The organism is Kitasatospora sp. NPDC056181 (assembly GCF_042266225.1).
GTDB lineage: Bacteria > Actinomycetota > Actinomycetes > Streptomycetales > Streptomycetaceae > Kitasatospora.
This window is the reverse complement of record NZ_JBHJUK010000088.1, coordinates 17450-37601: the sequence shown is the minus strand read 5'-3', so window position 1 is coordinate 37601 and position 20152 is coordinate 17450. Positions and strand designations below refer to the sequence as shown.

Below are 20152 nucleotides of genomic sequence, written 5' to 3'. Positions count from 1 at the left end.
CGACCACCCAGCGATAACGCTCCCCGTCGACGACAACAACCCGCGTTCCCTTTTTTGCTATGGCCATGCAAGGCAGCTTTTCAGGTGTTGTACCGCCTCACCAGCTCGCGCAGATCGGTGTGCCCCCTGTCTCGCCGCGCTTCACCTCTGACCGAGGTCAACTGATCCACCAGTATTGACATTCGTCGGACGCCGCTTCGTCAAGAACAACCGGCTCATCGCCGCGGGCTTCCTCTGGCGTTCGCGTCGTTGACCGCCTCACCCGGCGCCGACGCTCACTACCGGCGCAGGCGCGAGCACGGCGACTGGCACGCCCAAGCCCAGCGACATCTGCTCAACCACATGCTCGGCCAGCTCCATCACTGCCTGCGCCATTGCGTCCACTTCGACAAGCAGAGTGGGCTCGGTGCGGGCTCTATCGAACGCCGCCTGACCCTGGCACGAGGAGATACCCAAAGGCGCGTCATCCGAGGAGGGGACGCAACTCAACCAGCGTGAGCCAGGTTTGTGGATCCGGTTCGACGTAAGCCGCACGAACGAGGTAGGGGCCGGCCTCCAGGTCGACTAGCACGTGATCCTCCTGGCGACACTCTTCACCCGTCCAAGCCGAATCGAATAGAACAACTGGTCCCGGCACCTGCCAGAGCAGCTCCGGCTCCCACGATGCGGCACGCATCGCCGCGTCCACGCTTCCGAGCATGGCCTCCTCGGACTCCGCCGCCGACCAGCGCACGAACACGCTCTGCGCCGGCAGGTACGCCGTCGAGGCCGGCTCATCCCCCAAGACCAGACCCTCGGCTGAACCGACCTGGACCAGGCCGATGTGGCCCTCCACGGCACAAGCTCCGTCGTAGTCGTCGTGCGTGCCGTCGTCGTTCCCAGCGGATCCCGACCACGCCTCCAGCACCGCTTCAGGGACCACGATGAGCGGCCCTCCCAGGGACTCCACCCACGTCACCACTCCCGGCTCTCCGTACATGGCCATGCGCGCAACCTACACACCAGGCCTGACGAGCTTGACTCCCTAACCCAGTGAGATGTCTTTCAACGCGTGAAGACCTGTAGAGCTTCTGCGCCAGGAACGCGTCAGATCGACGAGCTCATCGGCAAGTGCGAGACGGGCCAGGCCGGCAGGCCACCGCAGCCCGGCGCCGCGCGGACAGCGAAGCGTGCCGACAGCGCGTACGGGCATCGGTCCCCGAGGCTGGGCTCCGGGTAGAGACGCGGAGGGCCCCGCACGGAACCGGGAGGCCGGGGTTCACGTGCGGGGCCGCGCTCACGGGGTGGGGGCCGTCAGACTCCGGTCAGGGTGTATGTACCCGTTCCGTCCTGCCGGCCGCTGGAGTACTGGCGGATGAGTTCCCCGTCCGCGTACCGGTCGTGGCCCATCATGGAGCCGGTGTACTTGTTCTGCAGACCGATCTTCGTGCTGCCGGGTACGTCGCGATAGATGTAGAACCGCTGGAGGTCGTCCTCCCCGCAGACGGCCGTCGTCAGGTAGGCCTGCTCCTGGTTGGCGATGCTCGCCGGGATGGTCGCGCATCCGCCGTTGCCCCAGTTCCACAGGGACGCCTCAAGGACCCCGTTGTTTTCCGTCACGTTGCACAGCCGCCAGTTGTCCAGGTGGGCGCTGAAGAAGGTGGATTGGCGCAGGCGGATGCCGTCGTTGGCCAGGAGCGGTGCGCTCCAGTTCAAGACCTTGCCGGGGACGTCGATCCTGTAGACGCCGGGTTGGCAGTTCAGGGCGGCGCGCGTGGCGGGCTTGGCGGCCTGGGCGGCCTTCATGTTCTGGGCGGCTGTTGCGGCGTTGTCGGCGTCGTGCTTGGCCTGGTCAGCCTTGGCCGAGGGAACGGGACCTGCCGGGTGCTCCGCGGTGGCGGCGGGGGAGCCGCAGTCCAACAGGCCCTGCGCCTTGGCCATGATGCTGTTGGCGGGGACCTTGTCCTCGCAGCGCACCGCGCCTTCTTCGAGGGCGGTGTAGGTGGTGTAGCTGCCGGTGTCGGGACCCGCGGTCCACTTCAGGCCGTAGGTGCCACCGCCCAGGTCGGTGCGGTTGCAGTTGAGGCTGCCGTAGGTGCCGGTGACCTTCTTGGTGCCCTTGTAGAGGCCGTAGTAGCCGGGCTCGAAGAAGTTCCAGGAGACGGAGTTCGACTCGCTGCTGGTGGAGGAGTAGTTGACCTGCACGTTCAGGCCCAGGCTCGCGCCGACGCTGCCGAGGGCCTCGACGGCGAAGCTTCCCTGAACGGTGCCGTTGAGGCCGACAGACACCGAGATGGTGGTCTGGGTGCTGGTGGTGACGGTATGGCTGCCGGTGGAGCCCTGGGTGACGTACCAGCCCTTGAAGTGCGTGATGGTGGGGGTGACTTCGGTCGTCTTGATGATCGGGTGGCGGGTACCGAGATCAGCCGCCGTACAGGTGTCGCCGAGCCGGGGCGCCGTCGTGGTGGCGGGTGCTGCAGCCGCCGGTGAGGCGGCGAAGCCCACGGCGGCGACCGCCCAGGCGGCCACCGTAGCGGTCACCGCCATGAGCGACCTGCCAGTGCGGCTGACGGGTCGTATGGGGCGCGTCATTATCCATTCCCCCCTGGTCGTGTATATGTCAAATCAAGGATGAATGTAGCGACCTCGAGGGCACGGCGTGAGGCCGGAACCGGCCACAAAAGTTCGTGGAGGGGCCTATTCCTCCCCTTGTGCACACCGCTGCCGGACCGGTTCGATCCTCGGTGAACCCGTGCGCCACCGAACAGGGGGACCACCCTTTGATACGTGTCAGGCGACTGCTCGCGGCCGTAGCCTCGCTCGCCCTCACCGCAGCCCTGTGCACCCTGGGCGCCCAACCGGCCGCCGCCCAACCGCCCACGAGCCGTACAGTCCCCCAGGGCCACGGCGACTGTACGGAAACCGGGCCCGGCCTCCGGCGCGAGGGCATGGCCTGGACCTGCATCAAGACGGGCCCGGCCACCGCCTCCGCCCTCGCCGCCGTGCCCGCCGCAGCCCCCCGGGTGGCCAGTGCTAACCCGGGGGCGGACCTCTGCCTCAAGGACGACCCGAATAAGCCCTTCGACCCCATCCCCTCGAACCGCAAGGCGTACTGCACGCGGTACCTGGCCGAGTACGTGACCCTTGGCGAGGACAACAAGGTGAACGGCCAGGCCCATGTCCTGGTCTTCGCCGCAGCGGCCATGAACTCCCTGCCCAATGCACAGTGGAAGGAGGACATCGTGATCCAAGTCACCGACATGACGCCCAATATCGCCGCTGTGACGATGGCTCTGAGCGCCACGTGCAGCGGCCAGTGCACGGCGGGGGCACCGGCCTGGGGCGGCGCGCCCGTGCTCCTGAAGAACGGCCAGGGCAGGGAGGACGGAACCCTCTCCTACAGCTCGTCGGTCGGCAAGGGCTTTGACACGATCGTCCAGCCCTCCTACCACGTGAACGGGACCATTATCACCGTCAGGGGCGGCGGGAGGCCGGTGAACAGGTTCCTGGACTGGCCCGGCCCCAAGGTGCGCTGTGACGACAAGGTCTCACCGAAGGACGGATCGCCGCCCGGATGCATTGTCGACGGGCACACGGCCAACGTGACACTCCACCGGTCGCTCTACAAGGGGGCGGCCGTCGCCTACGAGTGGGCGCAGAAGAACCTCACCGGCAGGTTCGGCACCCCCGGGCACCTGCTGAACCGGTGGTATGTCGACCCGTTTGACCCGGAGGCCGAGGGCAGGCGTGCCTTGACCTGTGACCGTGGGACGTACAAGTTCCCCCGGGGCGCCACGGGCATCCCCAACGACTCGTGTGACGAGTACCCGTTCGCCAAGTCGATGCAGGGCGGCAACGAGGGTGAACTGTGCATCGACATCACCCCGCGCGAGGTCGGCGGGGTGTGGGACGTGGCGAACGTGACTGTCGACCGGGGCACCCCTCCCAACGCGCCCTGTATCCGGGCCCATGTCGACGAAAGGGACAACTCCGCTGCAGGTTCCGAGTTCGGGAGGGCTGTGACGTCCGACCGCATCATGCAGGGCGAGGCGTTCGAGGTCATCATCGACGCGTAGGCCCTCGCCCACCAACCGCTCATCGACCGGCTCGACGGCCGGCCCTTCCTTCTCGCCCATGTCCTGTCCGTTCCGGCCGGCCAGCTGGCGACCGGCGGCTACGTCGCGGTTCCGGTGGGCGTGGCGGCGAAGATGCGCGGCTGCCCGCTGGTCATCCACGAGCAGACAGTGCGCCTGGGGCTGGCGAACAGGACGCTGGCGCGGCGGGCGACGCGCATCGCGGTGTCGTCGGAGTCGACGCTCGCGCTGCTGGCCGACGGGGTGCGTCCGGCGGCGGTGGTGACCGGCAACCCGGTCCGGCCCGAGGTCCTGACCGGACATGCGTCGAAGGCGATCGAGGCACTGGGCCTGTGGTCGTTCGACCGGACCCGGCCCACCGTGTACGTGACCGGCGGCGCCCAGGGGGCGCAGCAGATCAACGACCTGCTGCGGGAGGTGCTGCCGTGGCTGTTGTCCCAGGCGAATGTGGTTCATCAGTGCGGTCCGAGTCATGAGGCGGGGTTGCGGCAGGCGGCCGCGGCGCTGCCGGCCGAGTTGGCGGGCCGGTATCTGGTGACGGGGTTCCTGGGTGCGGAGCTGCCGGATGTGCTGGCGCTGGCGGACGTGGTGGTGTCGCGGTCCGGCGCGGGGACGGTCGCGGAGCTGACCGCGCTGGGGAAGGCGTCGGTGCTGATCCCGTTGGGGACGTCGGCGGGCAACGAGCAGGAGCACAACGCGCGTCATCTGCAGGACAGCGGGGCGGCACTCGCGCTCGTGGGTGAGGCGACGGGCGGCGCGCTGCGTGAGGCGGTGGCTCCGCTGCTGGCCGATCCGGCCCGGCGTGCCGACATGGCGCTGCGGGCCCGCTCGTATGGTCGCCCGGATGCGGCGGAACGGTTGGTGGACCTGCTGCTGTCGGTGGCCGCGGGCGGCTGAGGGCCGGTGGGTGGTGCGGCCGGCCCGCTTCCTTGTCGGGGCGGACCGGCCGCGGGGTGTGTCAGGGCAGGTAGGGGGCGGCGCCGGCTTCGATGATGGCGGCGCTGGCGGCGAACTCCTCGGGGCCCTTGCCCATGGGGTCGGGGACGTCACTGCCGTCGGCGAGGTAGAGACGCAGCTTGTGCTCGTTGCGGGGACCGGCAATGGGGCGCAGCTGGTCGAGGACGGAGTGGTCCATCGCCAGGACGAGGTCCGCCCAGGTGATGAGGGCGCGGTCGACCTGGGTGGGGTGGTGGTCGGTGAGGTCGTAGCCGAGGTGGGCGGCGGCGGTGATCATGTCGGGGTGGGCGGCCTTGCCGACCCACATGTCGATGAGGCCGGCGGTGCGGATGTCGAGGGCGGGGCCGGCCTTGGTGGCGAGGACGGCGCCTGCGAGGGGGCTGCGGCAGTAGTTGCCGAGGCACACCGTCAGAATGCGGCGGGCGCGGACGGGGGTGTCGGGGGTGGGGTTGGTCATCGGTGGGCTCCGGTGCTGGTGAGGGCCTGCTGGAGGGCGGTGGTGACGTGGTGGATGTCGTCGTCGGTGAGGTGCTGGTGGAAGGGGAGCGTCATGATCTGCTCCCCGAGGCGTTCGGTGGCGGGCAGGGGCCGGTGCCAGGGCGCGAACGCCGGTTGGGTGTGGTTGGGCGGGTAGTGCACGCCGACGCCGATGCCGCGCTCGTGCATGTGGCGCCAGACCTGGTCGCGGCGGGCAACGGTGATCGCGCACAGGTGGGGGACGGAGTGGTCGACGTCGACGTCGATCAGGGTGACCGGCAGGTCGGCGAGTGCAGTGCGGTAGGTGCGCCACAGGTGTCGGCGGGCGGTCTCAGCGGTGGCGAAGTGGGCGAGCTGGACGGTGCCGATCGCCGCGTTGAGCGCGGACATCGGGTAGCGGAACCCGGCGCTGGTGACCTGATAGGTGGTGGAGGCGGCCCACTGGTCGGCGCTCGCGGTGATGCCGAGCAGGCGCAGTTCGCGCAGAACCAGGAACTACGCGCCTGCGGCGGCTCCGCGCGCACCGAGCGGCCGCCCGAGGCCGCCGTGCTGACGCCGCAGCAGCAGCGGGAGATCGCGAACCTGGCCGCGGCGGGTCTGACCAACAAGGAAATCGCCGAGCGGCTCTTCCTGTCCCCGCGCACGGACGGGAAGACCGCTGCAGTCGAAGAAGCCCTCCTCCCCCGGTCTGGCCGCGCAGAGCATGCGGGCCCCGCCGACGACGAGCCGCCGCGCGACCTCGCCCAGCACGACGGCGCTGGCCGGGTCCAGCCACTGCACGTCGTCCACGGCCAGTAACGTCCGCCGACGGTCGGCGAGTTGTCGGACCACCGACAGCACCGCATCGGCTACCGCCCCGTGTTCGGGTACCGGACCGTCCTGTCGTCCGAGGGCGACCGCGAGGGCCTCGCCCGGGTGGAGCGCAGGATGCAACGCCGCCGCCGCGTCGAGGAACTGTCTGAGACCGCTGTAGCTCAGGCGCGCCTTGTACTCCGCACCGGCGGTCGCGACCACCTGCATGCCGCGCTCCTCGGCCCGGGCTGCGGCGGCGGCCAGCAGTGCCGTCTTCCCGACGCCCGGTTCCCCCAGGAGCAGCAGCAGACCGCCGGGCCCCGCGCCGCCCTCCAGGAAGACGCCGGTCCGGTCCAGATCGGTGTCGCGGCCGACCAGCGGTCCGTGTCCTTCGAACACCCGGCGCGCGGCCCGGTCCCCGGAGCCGAGGTACTGACCGCAGTCAGAGCGGGCGTCCACGCCGTCAGGGCTCGAACCGGTCTCCGTCACATCCGGAGAGCCTGCCACCGCGGCCGTCCCCGGTCGAGGAGGCGTTGCGGTCGCCACGAGCGGGAGGCTCTCGGCCACGAACGCCGCGACCTCGTCGGCGAACAGGTCGCCCCGCGGACGACGGCCACCATGGCCTCGTCGTCAGCGAGGTCCGGCATCGCCGCGATCATCGGCATGACGCGCCGGCTCGCGATGGAGGGCAGCAGGCACGGAATCCGCGTCACCCCGATCTCGCCCGGCCTGATCGAGAGCAACGCCACCCAAGGGCAACTGGTGGACGGCGAGTTCGCACGTCGGTTGGTCGAGCGGACGTTGCTCGGCCGGTTCGGCCGGTTCGGCCGGCCCGAGGACGTGGCCAACGTCGCGCTGTTCCTCGCATCCGGCGAGAGCTCCTACGTGACCGGCATCGACCTGGTCGTCGACGGCGGCATGAAGGTCTGGTGACGGATTCGGTGACGGATGCGGCCGGCACCGGCGGGCGCTCGATCTCCGACGCGAGTGCCTCCCGCGAGTGCCTCCGCGGTCACGACGATCACTCCTTGTGCGGCGGCCCGCTAGGCAGAGCCACCGCCGATGAGTCGGGCGCGGATGGTCGCGGTCATCTGGAGGCGGCGCCCGGCCAGGCCCTTGAGCCTGGTGACGCCGTGGGCGTAGCGATCGACGGTCGCCGTGGCCTCCACGGCGATCTCGTCGCCGTCGATCTCGGCCTTCGCCACGGTGAAGGTGACGGGCGCGGGGACGCCGTGGGCGGTCAGCTGCCCCTGGAGAGCCCAGGCGCCGGCCTCGTCCAGTTCGGCCCTGGTGGAGGTGAAGACGATGTCGGGGTAGGTGGCGGTGTCGAGCAGCGCCTTGGAGAGCACCTGGCGGTCGCGGTTCTTGTTGCCGGTAACGAAGCTGGCGGCGTCGGCGACGGCGTGCACGCGGCTTCCGGTGGGCGGCTCGGCGAGGAGGACGGTGCCGCTGCGCAGCCGGAAGCTGCCGCGGACGGTGCCCAGCCCGAACATGTGCTTGGTGGTGAAGGTGATCCCGGAACGGGGGACGTCGATGGCGTACTGTCCCGGCTTCGGCGTTGCAATGGTCATGATGCCCTCCTCATTTACTTGCACTGCAGGCTCTGGCGTTGTCGGTGGTATGGGGGCGGTGGCACGGGGAACAGTCCGGCAGCAGCGCCGCGCCGTCGGCCTCGGGCTCAGTGAAGGCACGAAGATCTCCGCACTGGTGAGCCATTCCCCGACAAGGTGCCCGTCCTCCCGATCGCCCCCAGGATCACCGCCGGACAGGTGAGCGCCCATCCCCGGAACCTGATGATTTCCTCGTCCGCTGCGACGAAGGGCGGCCAGGTCCTCTCCGGGCGTCGGGCGTCGGTGAGCGCCTCGACGCACCGGAAGGAGCCGGCGGGCCTGCCCGATGGCGCCGACGGTCCTGGGCTCTCCGAGGACGGCGCGGCGTTGCGGCTGCCGGTCTCCAGCCACCTGCCCGAGGTCGGGCAGAGCCTGTCGGAGTTCGCGGTGCGACGCCCCCGACCGTGCGAATCACCTCTATCCGGTGATGCCTCCTCACCTGGCTGGTGGGAAGGCTCACAGTGGCACACCTCCCAGACAGGAGTTCGACATGAGCGAAGCGCTCGACTGGAACGCGAAGACCATCGCGGAGTTCCGAGCGAACGAGGGCAGGGTCGGCGGGGTCTTCGAGGGCGCTCCGCTGGTCCTGGTGCATCACCGCGGCCGCAGGAGCGGGCGGGAGTACGTCAACCCGATGATGTACCTCCCGCACGAGACAGAGCCGGACATCATCTACGTCTTCGCCTCCAAGGGTGGGGCACCCACCAACCCCGACTGGTACCGCAACTTGATCGCCGCCGGTGTCGGCAGCATCGAACGCGGGACCGAGACGTACCAGGTGACCGTCCGCGAATTGACCGGCGCCGAACGCGACCGCGTCTACGCCGAGCAAGCACGGCGCTACCACGGCTTTGCCGATTACGCACGCCAGACGGCTGGCGTGCGCACCATCCCTGTGCTCGAACTTCGACGGGCGTAGCCCACGCCCTCTCACCCCGCCCGTTCACCTGGGCAAGGACCCCATCGGGTCGAAGGAGAGAGATCATGCCAAAGGCGGTCAGGTACGACGAGTTCGGCGGCATCGACGTGTTGCGAGTCGACGAGGTGGAGCGCCCGCTACCCGGAGACGGGCAGGTCCTCGTACGGGTGAAGGCTGCCGGCATCAACCCCGGTGAGGCGGTCATCCGCACGGGGGCGGTAGCGGACATGTTCCCGTCGACGTTCCCGTCCGGGCAGGGCAGCGACCTCGCCGGAGTCATCGAGGAGGTCGGCGCCGGGGTCAGCGGATTCCGGCCCGGTGACGAGGTGATCGGATTCAGCAACAAGCGGGCCTCCCAGGCCGAGCTGGTCCTGGTATAGGGACCATGCCCGAGCCCACCACTCCTCCATATCGCCCCCAACATCCTGCTCATCCCCCGGCACCCGCACCCGCGCCCACTTCGCCGAGAACCTCGCCACCGCAGCCGTGCAGCTCGACGAGGCAACCCGAACCCAACTCGCAAGGCACTTCCCGCCGCCTGCACCGGCCCGCCCGAGCTGAACGCGCCCGCCGAATCCCCGGCACGATCCGAAGGACCAGCCATGGACAGCACCGTCGCCGACCTGATGCGCCGCAACCTCCTCGATGTCTTCAACGAACCGGACCCCGACCGCCGCGCCACCGCCATCGCCGAGACCTACGCCGAGGGCGTCGTGTGGCACGAGCCCGACCGCGTCATCCGAGGGCGCGAGGCGCTGGCGCACCGCGCCGCCGAGTTGCGGGCGCAGACCCCGGACTGGACCTTCCAGCCGGACGGCCCCGTCTCGGTCAACGACGACCTCGGCCATCTCGGCTTCCGGTACGGTCCCGCCGGCCAAGCACCCGTCGTGACCGGAATGGACATCGCCCACTGCAAGGACGGCGTCATCGTCGAGCTCTACACCTTCGTCACCGAGGTCCACCAGCCTTCCTAGCCCGGCGGGTCGGAGCGCCGGGCGGCGACCGCCTACCAGGCGGGTGCGCACGCCACGGGCGCGGCGACGAGGTCCTCCTTGGTCACGGACGGATTCCCGACCCAGGCCCTGATCCGCTCGGCCGGACCTTCGCCCTCGCCCTGGTCCGCTCGGCCGGACCTTCGCCCTCGCCCTGGTTCGAGGCTGCCGGGACCGGATCGGCGGGACCGGCGCGCCTTCGCGCCGGGCCGCTGCGCCCGGACGGCGGTGTCCAACGTCAACGTGGTGCTGCACCAACTCGACGAGGCGCCGTCGTACCGGCTCCTGGTCCGCGGGTCGTTCGCCCACTCGGGGACTGGCTGCTCGACGCGATGGAGGCGTACCGACACCCACCACTCCCGCCCTCCCCTGGCGGTGCGGGACTCCCGGTCCGGTCCGGGCCGCATGCCCGCCCGCCCGCCGGTGGTGCAAAGACCCCCGCACGGGCGCCCGGCATCCGGCCGTGCCGGTCCGCCTCCGGAAGACCCCGGCGCCGTAGGGTCCTCTCCGAGGAGACGAGGCCCCCGGGCGGTCGCCCGGACCGGGCTCCGGAACGCCCAGGGCAAGGGAAGAACGAGACGAAGGACTGGCACGACACATGAAACAGCGCAGTCTGCGGGACCTCCAGGTGTCGGCCATCGGCCTCGGCTGCATGGGGATGTCCGCCTTCTACGGCACGGCCGACCAGGACGAGGGCATCGCGACCATCCGGCGCGCGCTGGACCTCGGCATCACCTTCCTCGACACGGCGCAGGTCTACGGACCGCTCACCAACGAGTCCCTGGTCGGCGAGGCCGTCCGGGGACACCGTGACGAGTACGTGATCGCCACGAAGTTCAACTACCGCATGGACGGCGCGGTTCCGGGCGACATGTCGACGGTGGGGCGCCAGGACGGCTCGGCCGAGCACGTCCGCAGTTCCGTCCACGGTTCACTCGCGCGGCTCCGTACCGACCGCATCGATCTGTACTACCAGCACCGGGTCGACCCGACCGTGCCCATCGAGGAGACCGTCGGCGCGCTCGGCGAACTGGTCGCCGAGGGCAAGGTGCGGTGCATCGGGCTGAGCGAGGCGAGTGCGGAGACCATCCGCCGCGCCCACGCCGTCCACCCGGTCACCGCCGTCCAGAGCGAGTACTCGCTCTGGACACGGGACGTGGAAGCCGAGGTGCTCCCCACGTGCCGGGAGCTCGGAATCGGCTTCGTGCCGTACTCCCCGCTCGGCCGCGGCTTCCTCGCGGGCCGCTTCAGCTCCCCGGACGAGCTCGACAAGGACGACTTCCGCCGCACCAACCCGCGCTTCACCGAGGCCAACCTGGCGGCCAACCTCCGGCTCGCGGAGAAGGTGAAGCAGATCGCCGCGGAGAAGCACGTCACCCCGGCCCAGCTCGCCATCGCCTGGGTACTGGCCCGCGGCGAGGACCTCGTGCCGATCCCGGGCACCAAGCGCCGCACCTATCTGGAGCAGAACGCGGGCGCGGTCGACGTCGAGCTGACCGACGAGGACCTGGCCCGCATCGAGGCCGAGTTGCCCGCGGTGGAGGGCGAGCGCTACGACGAGGACGGGATGCGGGCGGTGAACCGCTGAACGACGGCCGCTGACCGGCCGGGTGGCAGCCACCGCAGCAGACGGGCCCGCGCCGGACCGTGCAGAACGAGGAGATGCGCCCACCCCGAGACGTCCCGGCCGGCGGACGGTGTGAACCGGCCGGGACCTGCTCCGGTGCCCCGCCGCAACTGCTGGGCCGACGGTCCGGGGAACCTGACCACGGCAGGCCACGCGGCAGGACGCGCGTCGCGACCCCCTGAACGCCCCCTGAACGCCCCCTGAACGAACGGGAAGGTGCCCGGCTGCCCGGCAGCCGGGCACCTTCCCGTTCCGACGCCGCGAACCTCGCGCACGGCCGCCGCTCCGACCTATCGGTGCACTCCCGGGCCGGATCCGGTGCGCTGTCGACCAAGTCCGACATCGGCCTCCGATCTAACGTTCCGTCAGGACTTCGACGGTCTTTGGCCGTTGTTCCTGATCGCTCGGACGCCGCACCCCGCCACCCGCACCGGGAAGCGGTCCGCTCCGGGGCGCGACGACGACCTGAGCAACGCCGACCTGAGCGACGCCGACCACAACCACGCGCCCGCGCATTCCCTCCCGGGACGCCGGGCGAGCACCACGACCGGGAGGTCATCCCATGAAACGAAGCCTCACCCGACGGCTGGTCCCACTGGTGGCGGCGATCGCCGCGCTGGCTGCGACCCCCACCACCTCGGTGGCCCAGGACACCCAGGCCGCGCCGTCCGCCTCGCACCGGCAGCTCGCCGTCGGCCCGCAGTACGACTCCACCCACGTGTACGTGGAACCCGGCACCGAGCAGGCCTTCGTGGCCAGTTGGGTGGCCACATTCGGCGGGAGGACGATCGGGCCGAACGCCACCCAGGTGACGCCCACGCCCAGCCGGACGCTGTCGGAGCTGGTGCTCTCCCCGGTCGGCACACTGTCAGTGTTCGACTACACCACGCCCGTCCCGTACCCGTTCGGCAGCGAGCGCACCGGCTGGCTGGTCACCGACCTCGACCAGGCGGTCCGCGCCGCCCGGACCGACGGCGCGGCCGTGACCGTGGCACCGTTCGCCGACCCGATCGGCCGGGACGCCGTCGTCCAGTTCCCCGGCGGCATCAGCGCCCAGCTCTACGTGCACACCACGCCGCCGTCCTACCCCGACCTGGCCAGCGTGCCGGAGAACCGGCTCTACCTGTCACCGGACGCGGTCGGCGCCTTCCTGCGCAGCTACCTCGCCTTCACCGGCGGCCGGATCGTCTCCGACGACCGCCGGGCCGACGGTGCCGCGATCGGACTGCCCGGAACCGTCTACCGGCTGCTGCGTCTCACCTCCGGCTTCGGCGCCACCACGGTCGCCGTGACGGACGGCCACCTCCCCTACCCGTTCGGCCGGGAGCTCACCGGCTACGGCGCGGCGGACCTCGGCGCCACCCTCGAACGGGCGAAGGCCGCGGGCGCGTCGGTACTGTGGGGGCCGGTCCGGGCAGACGGTCGGGACAGCGCAATGGTGCGGTTCCCGGGCGGCTACGTCGCGGAGCTGCACACCGACCGGTGACCGGCGGACCAGGAGGCCCGGGCCGTCGGGTTCGGCACCGCCGCCCGGGGCCCGGGCCCCACCTGCCACCTCGGCCGTCACACCGCGACGTCGTACCCGGGCGGGAGAACGGCCCGGACCGGTTCCACCACCGGCAGCGGCGCGCTCCCCGGGATGAGGCCCGTCCGGACGCAGCACGACGGCACGTTTCCAGCCGCCGGCGCTGGATCCAGCGGGCCACCGTCACGCCCTCGAAGCGGAAGAGCTTGTGCAGGTACCGCACGGACACGTGTTGGGCGGCCGCGATCCGTTCCGGCGTGAGGTCCGGGTCGCCCAGGTGGCGGAGGCTGTGCTCCTTCACCCGGGCCAGGATGGCCAGCGCCGCCTCGGGCGCCTCAGGGACGGACCGGCCGCGGCGTTCGTGTGCGAGCACCGCGAGCAGGTCGAGCGCCGTGGTGGCGAGCCAGGAGGCCACCTGGGGCTCCAGCGACTCGGCCGACACGGAGAGGTGCCCCAGGTAGGCGGCCACCAGGCGGGCCGTGCCGGTGCCGGCGTCGAAGACGGTCGCGGTGAGCGTCCGCAGGTCCTCCTCCGACACGCCAACGGCCGAGCGCGGCCAGTGGAAGGCCGTGAAGACGAAGGGCTCCGGCAGCTCCTTCGCGAACGGCCGCCCGGCGTCGGAGACCGCGAAGGTACCCGGGCGCAGCACCACCCGATTGCCGTCCTGGGCCAGGCGGGCGGTGCCACGGTACTGGAGCGCCAGCGTGAGGTGGTCCTCGCCGCCGCGGGAGATCAGTCCCGCGCTGCGCTCGACCCACTGGGGACCCGCCTGGACCCGCGAGATCTGGAGAGCTCCAAGACGATGACTGATGATCGTCGCGGGGGCGGGCGCGTCTTCGAACACGGCCACGTCGAGCGGGATGAAGGTACGGGAGACGGCCTCGTGCCAGTACTCGGCGCGCTCCTTGGCGGGCAGTCCTTCGGTGTCGAGAACGACGGACATCAGCACTCCTCTTGGGGGGGTCGGGGCTCACCAGGAACGGCGGTGCAACGCCACGTGCACGGTGTCGACGGCCTGGATGACCACGCCACCTGCGTCCCTGCCGTCCACGACCCGCGCGGCAGGCGGTGCCACTGGAGATCGGGGTCTGCCGCTCCGGGGCCGCACCGAAGGCGTTCGGCGTGTGATTCGGCGCGTGAGCGGTGGGGAACGCGCCGGGTACGGGAGCCGGGCGCCACGGTGGGAGAGCATGCCGTCATGGACATCGAATCGCTTGTACGCACCCGCCGCGCCCTGCACGCGGTCGCGGAGCTGGTCCTGGCCGGACCACAGTTCCGAACCAGTGGCACGATCAGGCTGCGCGCCTCCCTCGGCGGCTTCGCCACCCGGGCCGAGCCGAACGTGCAGGTCGTCGGCGCGGATCTGGTGGCGCCCGGGCAGCGCCTCTTCCTGGAGCGGACCACGTGCGCCGCACTGGCGGCTGCGATCGGGGTCATGGTCGGTGCACCCGCGGGGCTCTACCAGGGCGGATCCGGTGTCGGCCCCGAGGACGTGATCGAAGCCGATCCGCAGCCGGCGCACTGGATCGCGCATGGTTTCGCAGTCGGCGATGCCGCACTTCGCCGGATGTTTCCCGGGGCGGATCCGGTTATCTGGCCCGAACACTTCGACATCGGCGTGACCGTGGCCGCGGTCAACTACGGGGTCTCCCCGGGCGACGGCTTCCAGGCTGAGCCGTACGCCTACGTCGGCCCGCACACCCCGCAGCAGGGGACGTACTGGAACGCGCCGTTCGGCGCGCTGGCCACGGTCCGCGAGCTCGGCGGCGTGGACGGCGTGTTGGCCTTCTTCGAGCAGGGCCGCCAGTTGGTCGCTTGATCATCACTGACCGCCGCCGTGCCGGTCGCTCCTGGAAATCTCGGCAGTCGGCCGCGTGGCGGTAGACGTCGGCGAAGCGCTCGACGTGATCAGCCACCTCCACCACGGACAGCCGTAGCAGCTCGCGCCGGGCGCTCCTTCTGCACGACGCCGGTCTTCCAGGCGGTGGCCGGTCTCCAGGTCCGCGTAGAGCGCCTCGATGCGCGGGGCGAGCGGGGTGCTGTAGCGGTTGTAGAACGTCGCCCGGGTGGTTCCGGCGCGTTCGGCCAGTTCGGCGACGGTGACCTGGGAGACGGGCCACTGCGGGGCGAGCTCGACGACGGCCTGCTGCCGGGCAGCGGTGATCCGGGTGGCACGCGGATCGGTTCCCTTGGTCATCGTGCTGCCGTCCCGGGTCGTTCCGTCCGGTTGAGGCGGCCCGCGACCGGTGTTCTTATTCAGATGTCAAACAGCTTCACGAGGGAGCCGTCATGTCCTCCCACACTTCGATCCCGCCCCAGGAAGTCGCCGACCGGTTGGCCATCCGTGAGCTGATCGACGCCTACGCGCACTGCGCCGACCGGCGCGACGCCAAGGGCCAGATGGCGCTGTTCACCGAGGACAGCCACCTCCTGGTCTACATGGACGCCACCGCGGCGGAGCCGACGCAGGAACTGCACGGACGCGAGGCCCTCGCCCCGGTCTTCGACAACCTGAACAGCTACCGGGCCACCACCCACTTCAACGGCCAGAGCACCGTGTCGATCGACGGTGACCGGGCGAGCGGCGAGAGCTACTGCCTGGCCCACCACATCTCGTTCGGTGAGGACGCCGAGCGCACCATCATGGTCGCGTCCATCCGCTATCTCGACGAATTCGTCAAGCAGGACGGCGAGTGGTACTTCGCCGTGCGCCGCCTGATGGTCGACTGGACCGAGACCCGCCCCTGCGCGCCCTGAGCCTGCGAGGCGTTCGAGGACCGGCCGCAGGCGGGGAGTTGACAGCGGATGAATGACGAAGGCTCCCCCGCCGAAGCCGGGGAATCGTTCGAAATCCTACCGAGCGCCCCGTCACCGGCCCCCGGACTTCCCGTTCTGCGGCACAGCCGACCCACACCCAGGATCGCCGGAGACACGCTGGGGGCGGCCGTGCGCATCGAGAACAGGCCAACCTGGTTATCGGTCCGACTCAACCTGGCTACAGAAGGCCAGACGTAAGAATGGAGCGGCTCCCGAGAGGCCACTCTCGGGAGCCGCGACCACGAGCTCCGGACGCCGGCACCCGCAACAGGACGGCAGCCTTTCACCGGCCCTGTTGATCGCATCGCGAACCGCCGCTTCCGTCAGCCGGGTTGGGTCCACCTGCCTCTCGCTTCCAGCTTCCGACGACAACCCATGCTGGCGTCCTCGTCCAGTCCCCGGAGTATCCCCGGCCGACGACACCGCCTCGGTGGCGGACGCGGGCACCCGGGCGCGGGTGCAGGTGCCAGTGGTGGACCGGATCGCCTTCGACCACCCGGTCGACGGCACGCCGGCGGAGCGGCGGGAGGTGCTCACGGCTGCGATCAGGGGGGCTACCGGCGAGTGCGGTGGGGGCTATTCGACTCCTGCCCGGCGCTGCTGCCACTGATCGACGACCTGTTGGAGGGTCTCGCTCATCAGGGTCAGGAACTCGGCGGAGTCCCCGAAGCGGGTGCCGGCCGGGGTGGCGGGGCCGAGGGCCTCGGCGGCGGTGCGGAGTTCGGTCACCAGGGCCCTGTGCATCTGTACCGCCGCCAGGGTGGACCGGAGCCAGATCTCTCCGTCGATGACGTAGCGCTCGCGGCGCTCGCCGGGGACCCGCTCGCGCCGGAGAAGGCCCTGCTGCTCCAGGAAGGCGACGGCGTGCGAGACGGACGCCGGGCTGACGCCCAGTTGCTGGACCAGGTCGCCGGCGGTGAGGGCGCCCGAATCGGTGACGAGCAGGCAGACGAGCACCTTCGCCGTCATCGTGGGCATACCCTGCTGCTCGATCAGCGTGGTGACGGTCTCCGCGACCTCCCGCACCACCTGCGGGTCGCGGCCCCGGCCGTCCGTGGCGACCGGCGGTAGCGCGGGCGACGGCGCCTGCTTGGGCCGGCGCGCGCGATGGCGGGTGGCATCCTGCGCCAGGTCCGCCCGGTAGCCCTCCGGTCCGCCATTGCGGGCGACCTCGCGCATGATCGTCGAGGCGGGACGGTCCAGGCGCCGGCCGATCTCCGTGTACCCGAGCCCCTCGGCCAGCCCCGCAGCGATCTGCCGGCGGTCCCCGTCGGTGAGTCTGCCTCCGGGCATCGGTGCTCTTCTCCTTCTGTGCCGGTGCTCCCGCTCCTTCTGCGGCACAGTATCCGAAGACGCGAGGATCATTGCAATGCCAGCCCCGACGGGCTCTTGCGTTTAGCGTCACAGTCATTGCAATCATAGGCACTAAATCCTTGCTACATAAGGGCTCTTCGACTTCATTGGCGTTGCCCAATCCATGAACGCAATGTACGGTCGTAGATGTTCAGCAATTGCCGAACAGTCACGAACCACCCGCCCGAAGGAGCGCCCCTCCGTGTCCATCACCCTCTCCGAGCAGGACAAGCTGACCCTCCGCACCGCCGCGCACGGCGCGATCGCGCTGCTGGTCGCCGCCGGCGCCACCACCAAGCCGCACAAGATGGCCACCGCGGGTTCCATCGCCCTGTCGTCCGCGACCGGCCTGGTCGGGCACGTGCTCGCCGAGGAATCGGAGGGCCCGAAGCTGGACAGCTCGTCCGTGGCCACGATCGCCGACCGGGTGCTGCCGGCCCTGACGGCCGCGATGAGCCTGCTCAAGCAGCAGGACCAGGCCGAGGCCGACAACTTCCGCAGCACCGTCCTGGTCGCCGTCGCGTCGGCCACCCGGGTCCTCAAGGGCGAGCCCAGCCCCGTCCTGACCGACATCATCCGCAAGATCACTGCCGCTCTCGACGCAGCCTGACGGCACGTCGGTCCACATCGCCAGGAGGAAGCCATGACGAACACGCAGTGGACTGGCATGGTGCCGGTGGACGACACAGCCCTGGCCGTCACCGACACCGGCGGCTCCGGAACCCCAGTGATCTACCTCAACGGCCAGTTCGCCACCCAGGGCTACTGGCGGCACACCATCGCCGAACTGGGCACGGGCTGGCGGCACATCACCTACGACATGCGGGCCCGCGGCAGGAAGTCGGGGCGCTCGGCGGACTACTCCTTCGAGACCATGGTGACGGATGTCGACGCCGTGCTCGCGGCCCGGGGCGTGGAGCGGGCGGTGGTGGCGGGCTGGTCCTACGGGGCGTTCGTCGCGGCGTACTGGGCCAGCCGGAACCCGGAGCGTGCACTGGGTGCGGTCATGGTGGAGGGCGCGCAGCCGTACGACTGGCTGGACGACGCGATGGAGCAACGGATCCGCAGGATGTTCCGGCGGATGTCCCCGCTGGTGGCGCTGGCACGCCCGACCGGCCTGACACCCCGGATGACCGCCGCGCAGATGGCGGAGTGCAACATCGAGCTCGGCAAGGTCGCCCGGGTGAGCGCGATGAGCCCGGTGCTGGACGCGATCGCGGTCCCGGCGCGGTACGTCGTCGCTTCGGGCTCGTCACTGGGCAGCAAGGGCGACGAGCAGGAGCGGATCCGGACCGTCCTGCAGGCGGTGACCGAGCGCAACCCGCACATCGAGATCAGCGCGAAGGTCGCGAGCAACCACGACCTGATCCTGAAGAAGGACTTCCTCGCCGTCGCCAATGCCATCCGCGAGGTGGCCGGCTGAACGCGAGCTGCCACAAGGCTCCACATGCGGGCCGCGGACCATCTCGCCCACCGGATCGCCCCCGGTGCCGGCCACACGCATGAGTGAGTACGTGCCGGTACGCAGCAGCAACCCCGCCACCGGCCTTCTGCCCAAGCATCACCCGTCAGGGTCTCCACTCCCTGTGCAATCGGTCGGACGTCGCTCCGTACGCCCTGAGACCACGCCTCCGCTTTCACGGGCGATGCGAGAGCGACCGTCAACCACTCCCCTGAGCAGCCCCAGCCTTCACAACTGACGCTCCGTCGCGCAAAGAGTGCCGGCGGTCGGCGGCTGGGAGGGGGTGCCGTCGCGGAGCATGGCGAAGATGACGTCGATGCGGCGGCGTGCGAGTGCGACGAGGGCGGCGAGGACGTCCTCGACCAGGCGCTCGACCATCCGCGGGGCCCTGGGCCGCAGCAGGTTGATCCGTCTCCTCCGGCCTGCCGTGCGCAACTGGGCCGGTGAACCGTGGCGTTCGAGCAGAGCAAGGACGGCCGGGTGGTCCAGCCTGGGACCAGGGACGTGCTCGACTGACGGATGGATCTGGGTCAGCAGGCCCCGCAGCCGGTTCTTGATCCTCGTCGACTCGCCCGCGAGGTCGTCGTCGAGCCGGCATTCATCTCCAGCTCGGCGACGGTCTCGTCGGCTGGCACCAGGTCGCGCAGGGTGCGTGGCATGGTTCGGGCGGCGTCCGCTGCGCGGGCGACCCGGCAACGACCTCGCCGCCACCTGGATCCTGCTTCTGGACGGTGCCGTCGACCGGTTCGTGCCACAACGCTCAACCGGCCCGCGCCGGACGCTGCCACCCTGCGGCGCGCCCGCGGCTGCGCGGTGCTGCGTGCCTCGCCGGGATCCTCATCAACCGTGCCGGGGCCCGGGGCCGACCGGGCGGGAAGCCGACCTGGGGCCCGCCGGGCCAGGCGGCCGTGCGGCGCCTCATCAGCACGGCGGGACGCTGATGCGCGGCCTGGTCCGGGCGCCGGTCCGCGGGTTTACCGGTCGCGCGGCGAGGGGCAGGAACGCCCTGGGCGGGTGCACCGCACCCGGGAGTGCCCCGACGGTCCACCGAAGGTGTTCGGTCCGGCGGGGCGGGAGGAGGGGCTTCCATGGATCCAGCCGCACTCGCGGCCCTCGCGGGTTCGTCGCTCGTCGGCGCGATGGCCACCGACGCCTGGGAGCACGCGCGGGACGGGGTGGTCGCCGTGTGGCGCCGGTTCCGTCCGGAGCGTGCGGACCTGGTCGGCGAGGACCTGGCCGAGCTTCGCCGGGAGGTACTGGTGGCCGAGGAGCAGGATGACGAGACCCTGCGGGAGGCACTCGCCGCGGACTGGCAGCAGCGGCTGTCCGAGCTGCTCCGCCGACAGCCCGAGCTCGCCGGGGAGCTGGAGCGGGTGCTGGACGAGGTGCTCGCTCCGTCGCTGCCCGAGGAGACGCGGACCCGGGTCTACAAGCAGACCAACATCGCCCACGGCAACGGACGCGTCTTCGGCGTCCAGGGCGGGAACCTGATCTACCACGAGGGCAAGGGGCAGGGCGGCGGCAGTCCGGAGGGAACCGCCCGCTGAC

20 protein-coding genes and 5 pseudogenes are annotated in these 20152 nt (G+C 70.7%); 15 read left to right on the top strand and 10 right to left on the bottom strand.

The window, feature by feature from the left end:
• Positions 1-181: 181 nt before the first annotated feature.
• Positions 182-498 (top strand): annotated as a pseudogene (locus ACFC1F_RS28235) (hypothetical protein); the annotation flags it as partial.
• Here ACFC1F_RS28235 and ACFC1F_RS28230 read toward each other — a convergent pair.
• Positions 464-985: an Imm21 family immunity protein gene (locus ACFC1F_RS28230; RefSeq protein WP_376162439.1), complete on the bottom strand. Its 522-nt coding sequence runs from the start codon at positions 983-985 to the stop codon at positions 464-466. The pseudogene ACFC1F_RS28235 and the gene ACFC1F_RS28230 sit on opposite strands and share 35 nt — an antisense overlap.
• A 308-nt stretch (positions 986-1293) precedes the next feature.
• Positions 1294-2526 (bottom strand): hypothetical protein, encoded by a 1233-nt coding sequence (locus ACFC1F_RS28225; protein WP_376162437.1) that lies wholly within the window; start codon positions 2524-2526, stop codon positions 1294-1296.
• 401 nt (positions 2527-2927) lie between these two features.
• Here ACFC1F_RS28225 and ACFC1F_RS28220 point away from each other — a divergent pair, with 401 nt between their 5' ends.
• Together ACFC1F_RS28220 and ACFC1F_RS28215 are read left to right on the top strand one after the other, a co-directional pair.
• A complete protein-coding gene (locus ACFC1F_RS28220; RefSeq protein ID WP_376162435.1) occupies positions 2928-4055 on the top strand; it encodes a hypothetical protein in 1128 nt (375 codons plus the stop codon).
• 84 nt (positions 4056-4139) lie between these two features.
• Positions 4140-4970, top strand: a pseudogene (locus ACFC1F_RS28215) (glycosyltransferase); the annotation flags it as partial.
• Positions 4971-5031: 61 nt separating this feature from the next.
• Here the strand turns inward: ACFC1F_RS28215 and ACFC1F_RS28210 are convergent.
• Together ACFC1F_RS28210 and ACFC1F_RS28205 are read right to left on the bottom strand one after the other, a co-directional pair.
• Positions 5032-5487: a low molecular weight phosphotyrosine protein phosphatase gene (locus ACFC1F_RS28210; RefSeq protein ID WP_376162433.1), complete on the bottom strand. Its 456-nt coding sequence runs from the start codon at positions 5485-5487 to the stop codon at positions 5032-5034.
• A complete protein-coding gene (locus tag ACFC1F_RS28205) occupies positions 5484-5969 on the bottom strand; it encodes a DegT/DnrJ/EryC1/StrS family aminotransferase (RefSeq protein WP_376162445.1) in 486 nt (161 codons plus the stop codon). The genes ACFC1F_RS28210 and ACFC1F_RS28205 overlap by 4 nt, the downstream gene beginning before the upstream one ends.
• Between ACFC1F_RS28205 and ACFC1F_RS28200 the strand changes: the two are divergent.
• Positions 5853-6110: pseudogene (locus tag ACFC1F_RS28200) on the top strand (hypothetical protein); the annotation flags it as partial. The gene ACFC1F_RS28205 and the pseudogene ACFC1F_RS28200 sit on opposite strands and share 117 nt — an antisense overlap.
• On the opposite strand, the gene ACFC1F_RS28195 reads toward ACFC1F_RS28200, so the two are convergent.
• Entirely contained in the window at positions 6003-6698 is a 696-nt protein-coding gene (locus tag ACFC1F_RS28195) for an AAA family ATPase (protein WP_376162443.1), read from the bottom strand. The pseudogene ACFC1F_RS28200 and the gene ACFC1F_RS28195 overlap by 108 nt on opposite strands.
• A gap of 219 nt (positions 6699-6917) precedes the next feature.
• On the opposite strand from ACFC1F_RS28195, the gene ACFC1F_RS28190 reads away from it, so the two are divergent.
• Positions 6918-7232: an SDR family NAD(P)-dependent oxidoreductase gene (locus ACFC1F_RS28190; RefSeq protein WP_376162432.1), complete on the top strand. Its 315-nt coding sequence runs from the start codon at positions 6918-6920 to the stop codon at positions 7230-7232.
• 110 nt (positions 7233-7342) lie between these two features.
• Here ACFC1F_RS28190 and ACFC1F_RS28185 read toward each other — a convergent pair whose 3' ends face one another.
• Positions 7343-7870, bottom strand: a complete 528-nt coding sequence (locus ACFC1F_RS28185) for a YceI family protein (protein WP_376162430.1) — start codon at positions 7868-7870, stop codon at positions 7343-7345.
• A 529-nt stretch (positions 7871-8399) separates the two neighbouring features.
• Here ACFC1F_RS28185 and ACFC1F_RS28180 point away from each other — a divergent pair.
• The 5 genes from ACFC1F_RS28180 to ACFC1F_RS28160 all read left to right on the top strand — a co-directional run bounded on the left by ACFC1F_RS28180 (position 8400) and on the right by ACFC1F_RS28160 (position 12933).
• Positions 8400-8828, top strand: coding sequence for a nitroreductase family deazaflavin-dependent oxidoreductase (locus tag ACFC1F_RS28180; RefSeq protein ID WP_376162428.1), 429 nt, complete (start codon positions 8400-8402; stop codon positions 8826-8828).
• A 65-nt stretch (positions 8829-8893) separates the two neighbouring features.
• Positions 8894-9208: an alcohol dehydrogenase catalytic domain-containing protein gene (locus tag ACFC1F_RS28175; RefSeq protein WP_376162426.1), complete on the top strand. Its 315-nt coding sequence runs from the start codon at positions 8894-8896 to the stop codon at positions 9206-9208.
• Between the two features lie 222 nt (positions 9209-9430).
• Positions 9431-9802, top strand: coding sequence for a nuclear transport factor 2 family protein (locus ACFC1F_RS28170; protein ID WP_209412197.1), 372 nt, complete (start codon positions 9431-9433; stop codon positions 9800-9802).
• Between the two features lie 616 nt (positions 9803-10418).
• Positions 10419-11408 (top strand): aldo/keto reductase, encoded by a 990-nt coding sequence (locus tag ACFC1F_RS28165; protein ID WP_209412195.1) that lies wholly within the window; start codon positions 10419-10421, stop codon positions 11406-11408.
• A gap of 601 nt (positions 11409-12009) precedes the next feature.
• A complete protein-coding gene (locus ACFC1F_RS28160; protein ID WP_376162424.1) occupies positions 12010-12933 on the top strand; it encodes a VOC family protein in 924 nt (307 codons plus the stop codon).
• A 424-nt stretch (positions 12934-13357) separates the two neighbouring features.
• Here the strand turns inward: ACFC1F_RS28160 and ACFC1F_RS28155 are convergent.
• Positions 13358-13915, bottom strand: a pseudogene (locus tag ACFC1F_RS28155) (hypothetical protein); the annotation flags it as partial.
• A gap of 255 nt (positions 13916-14170) precedes the next feature.
• Here ACFC1F_RS28155 and ACFC1F_RS28150 point away from each other — a divergent pair.
• Positions 14171-14791 (top strand): hypothetical protein, encoded by a 621-nt coding sequence (locus tag ACFC1F_RS28150; protein WP_376162422.1) that lies wholly within the window; start codon positions 14171-14173, stop codon positions 14789-14791.
• A gap of 3 nt (positions 14792-14794) precedes the next feature.
• On the opposite strand, the gene ACFC1F_RS28145 is transcribed toward ACFC1F_RS28150, so the two are convergent.
• Positions 14795-15169, bottom strand: a complete 375-nt coding sequence (locus tag ACFC1F_RS28145) for a hypothetical protein (RefSeq protein ID WP_376162420.1) — start codon at positions 15167-15169, stop codon at positions 14795-14797.
• Between the two features lie 92 nt (positions 15170-15261).
• Between ACFC1F_RS28145 and ACFC1F_RS28140 the strand changes: the two genes are divergently transcribed.
• Complete coding sequence (locus tag ACFC1F_RS28140) at positions 15262-15729, top strand: nuclear transport factor 2 family protein (protein ID WP_376162418.1); 468 nt, start codon at positions 15262-15264, stop codon at positions 15727-15729.
• Between the two features lie 636 nt (positions 15730-16365).
• On the opposite strand, the gene ACFC1F_RS28135 is transcribed toward ACFC1F_RS28140, so the two are convergent.
• Positions 16366-17082 (bottom strand): helix-turn-helix domain-containing protein, encoded by a 717-nt coding sequence (locus tag ACFC1F_RS28135; RefSeq protein ID WP_376162416.1) that lies wholly within the window; start codon positions 17080-17082, stop codon positions 16366-16368.
• 262 nt (positions 17083-17344) lie between these two features.
• Between ACFC1F_RS28135 and ACFC1F_RS28130 the strand changes: the two genes are divergently transcribed.
• Positions 17345-17752 carry a hypothetical protein gene (locus ACFC1F_RS28130; protein ID WP_376162414.1) on the top strand — a complete coding sequence of 136 codons (408 nt, stop codon included), beginning with the start codon at positions 17345-17347 and terminating at the stop codon, positions 17750-17752.
• A gap of 33 nt (positions 17753-17785) precedes the next feature.
• Positions 17786-18565, top strand: coding sequence for an alpha/beta fold hydrolase (locus ACFC1F_RS28125; RefSeq protein WP_209412189.1), 780 nt, complete (start codon positions 17786-17788; stop codon positions 18563-18565).
• A 378-nt stretch (positions 18566-18943) separates the two neighbouring features.
• Here ACFC1F_RS28125 and ACFC1F_RS28120 read toward each other — a convergent pair.
• Positions 18944-19281: pseudogene (locus tag ACFC1F_RS28120) on the bottom strand (transposase); the annotation flags it as partial.
• Between the two features lie 411 nt (positions 19282-19692).
• Here ACFC1F_RS28120 and ACFC1F_RS28115 point away from each other — a divergent pair.
• On the top strand, positions 19693-20151 hold the full coding sequence (locus ACFC1F_RS28115) for a hypothetical protein (protein ID WP_376162412.1): 459 nt from the start codon (positions 19693-19695) through the stop codon (positions 20149-20151).
• Position 20152: the final 1 nt, after the last annotated feature.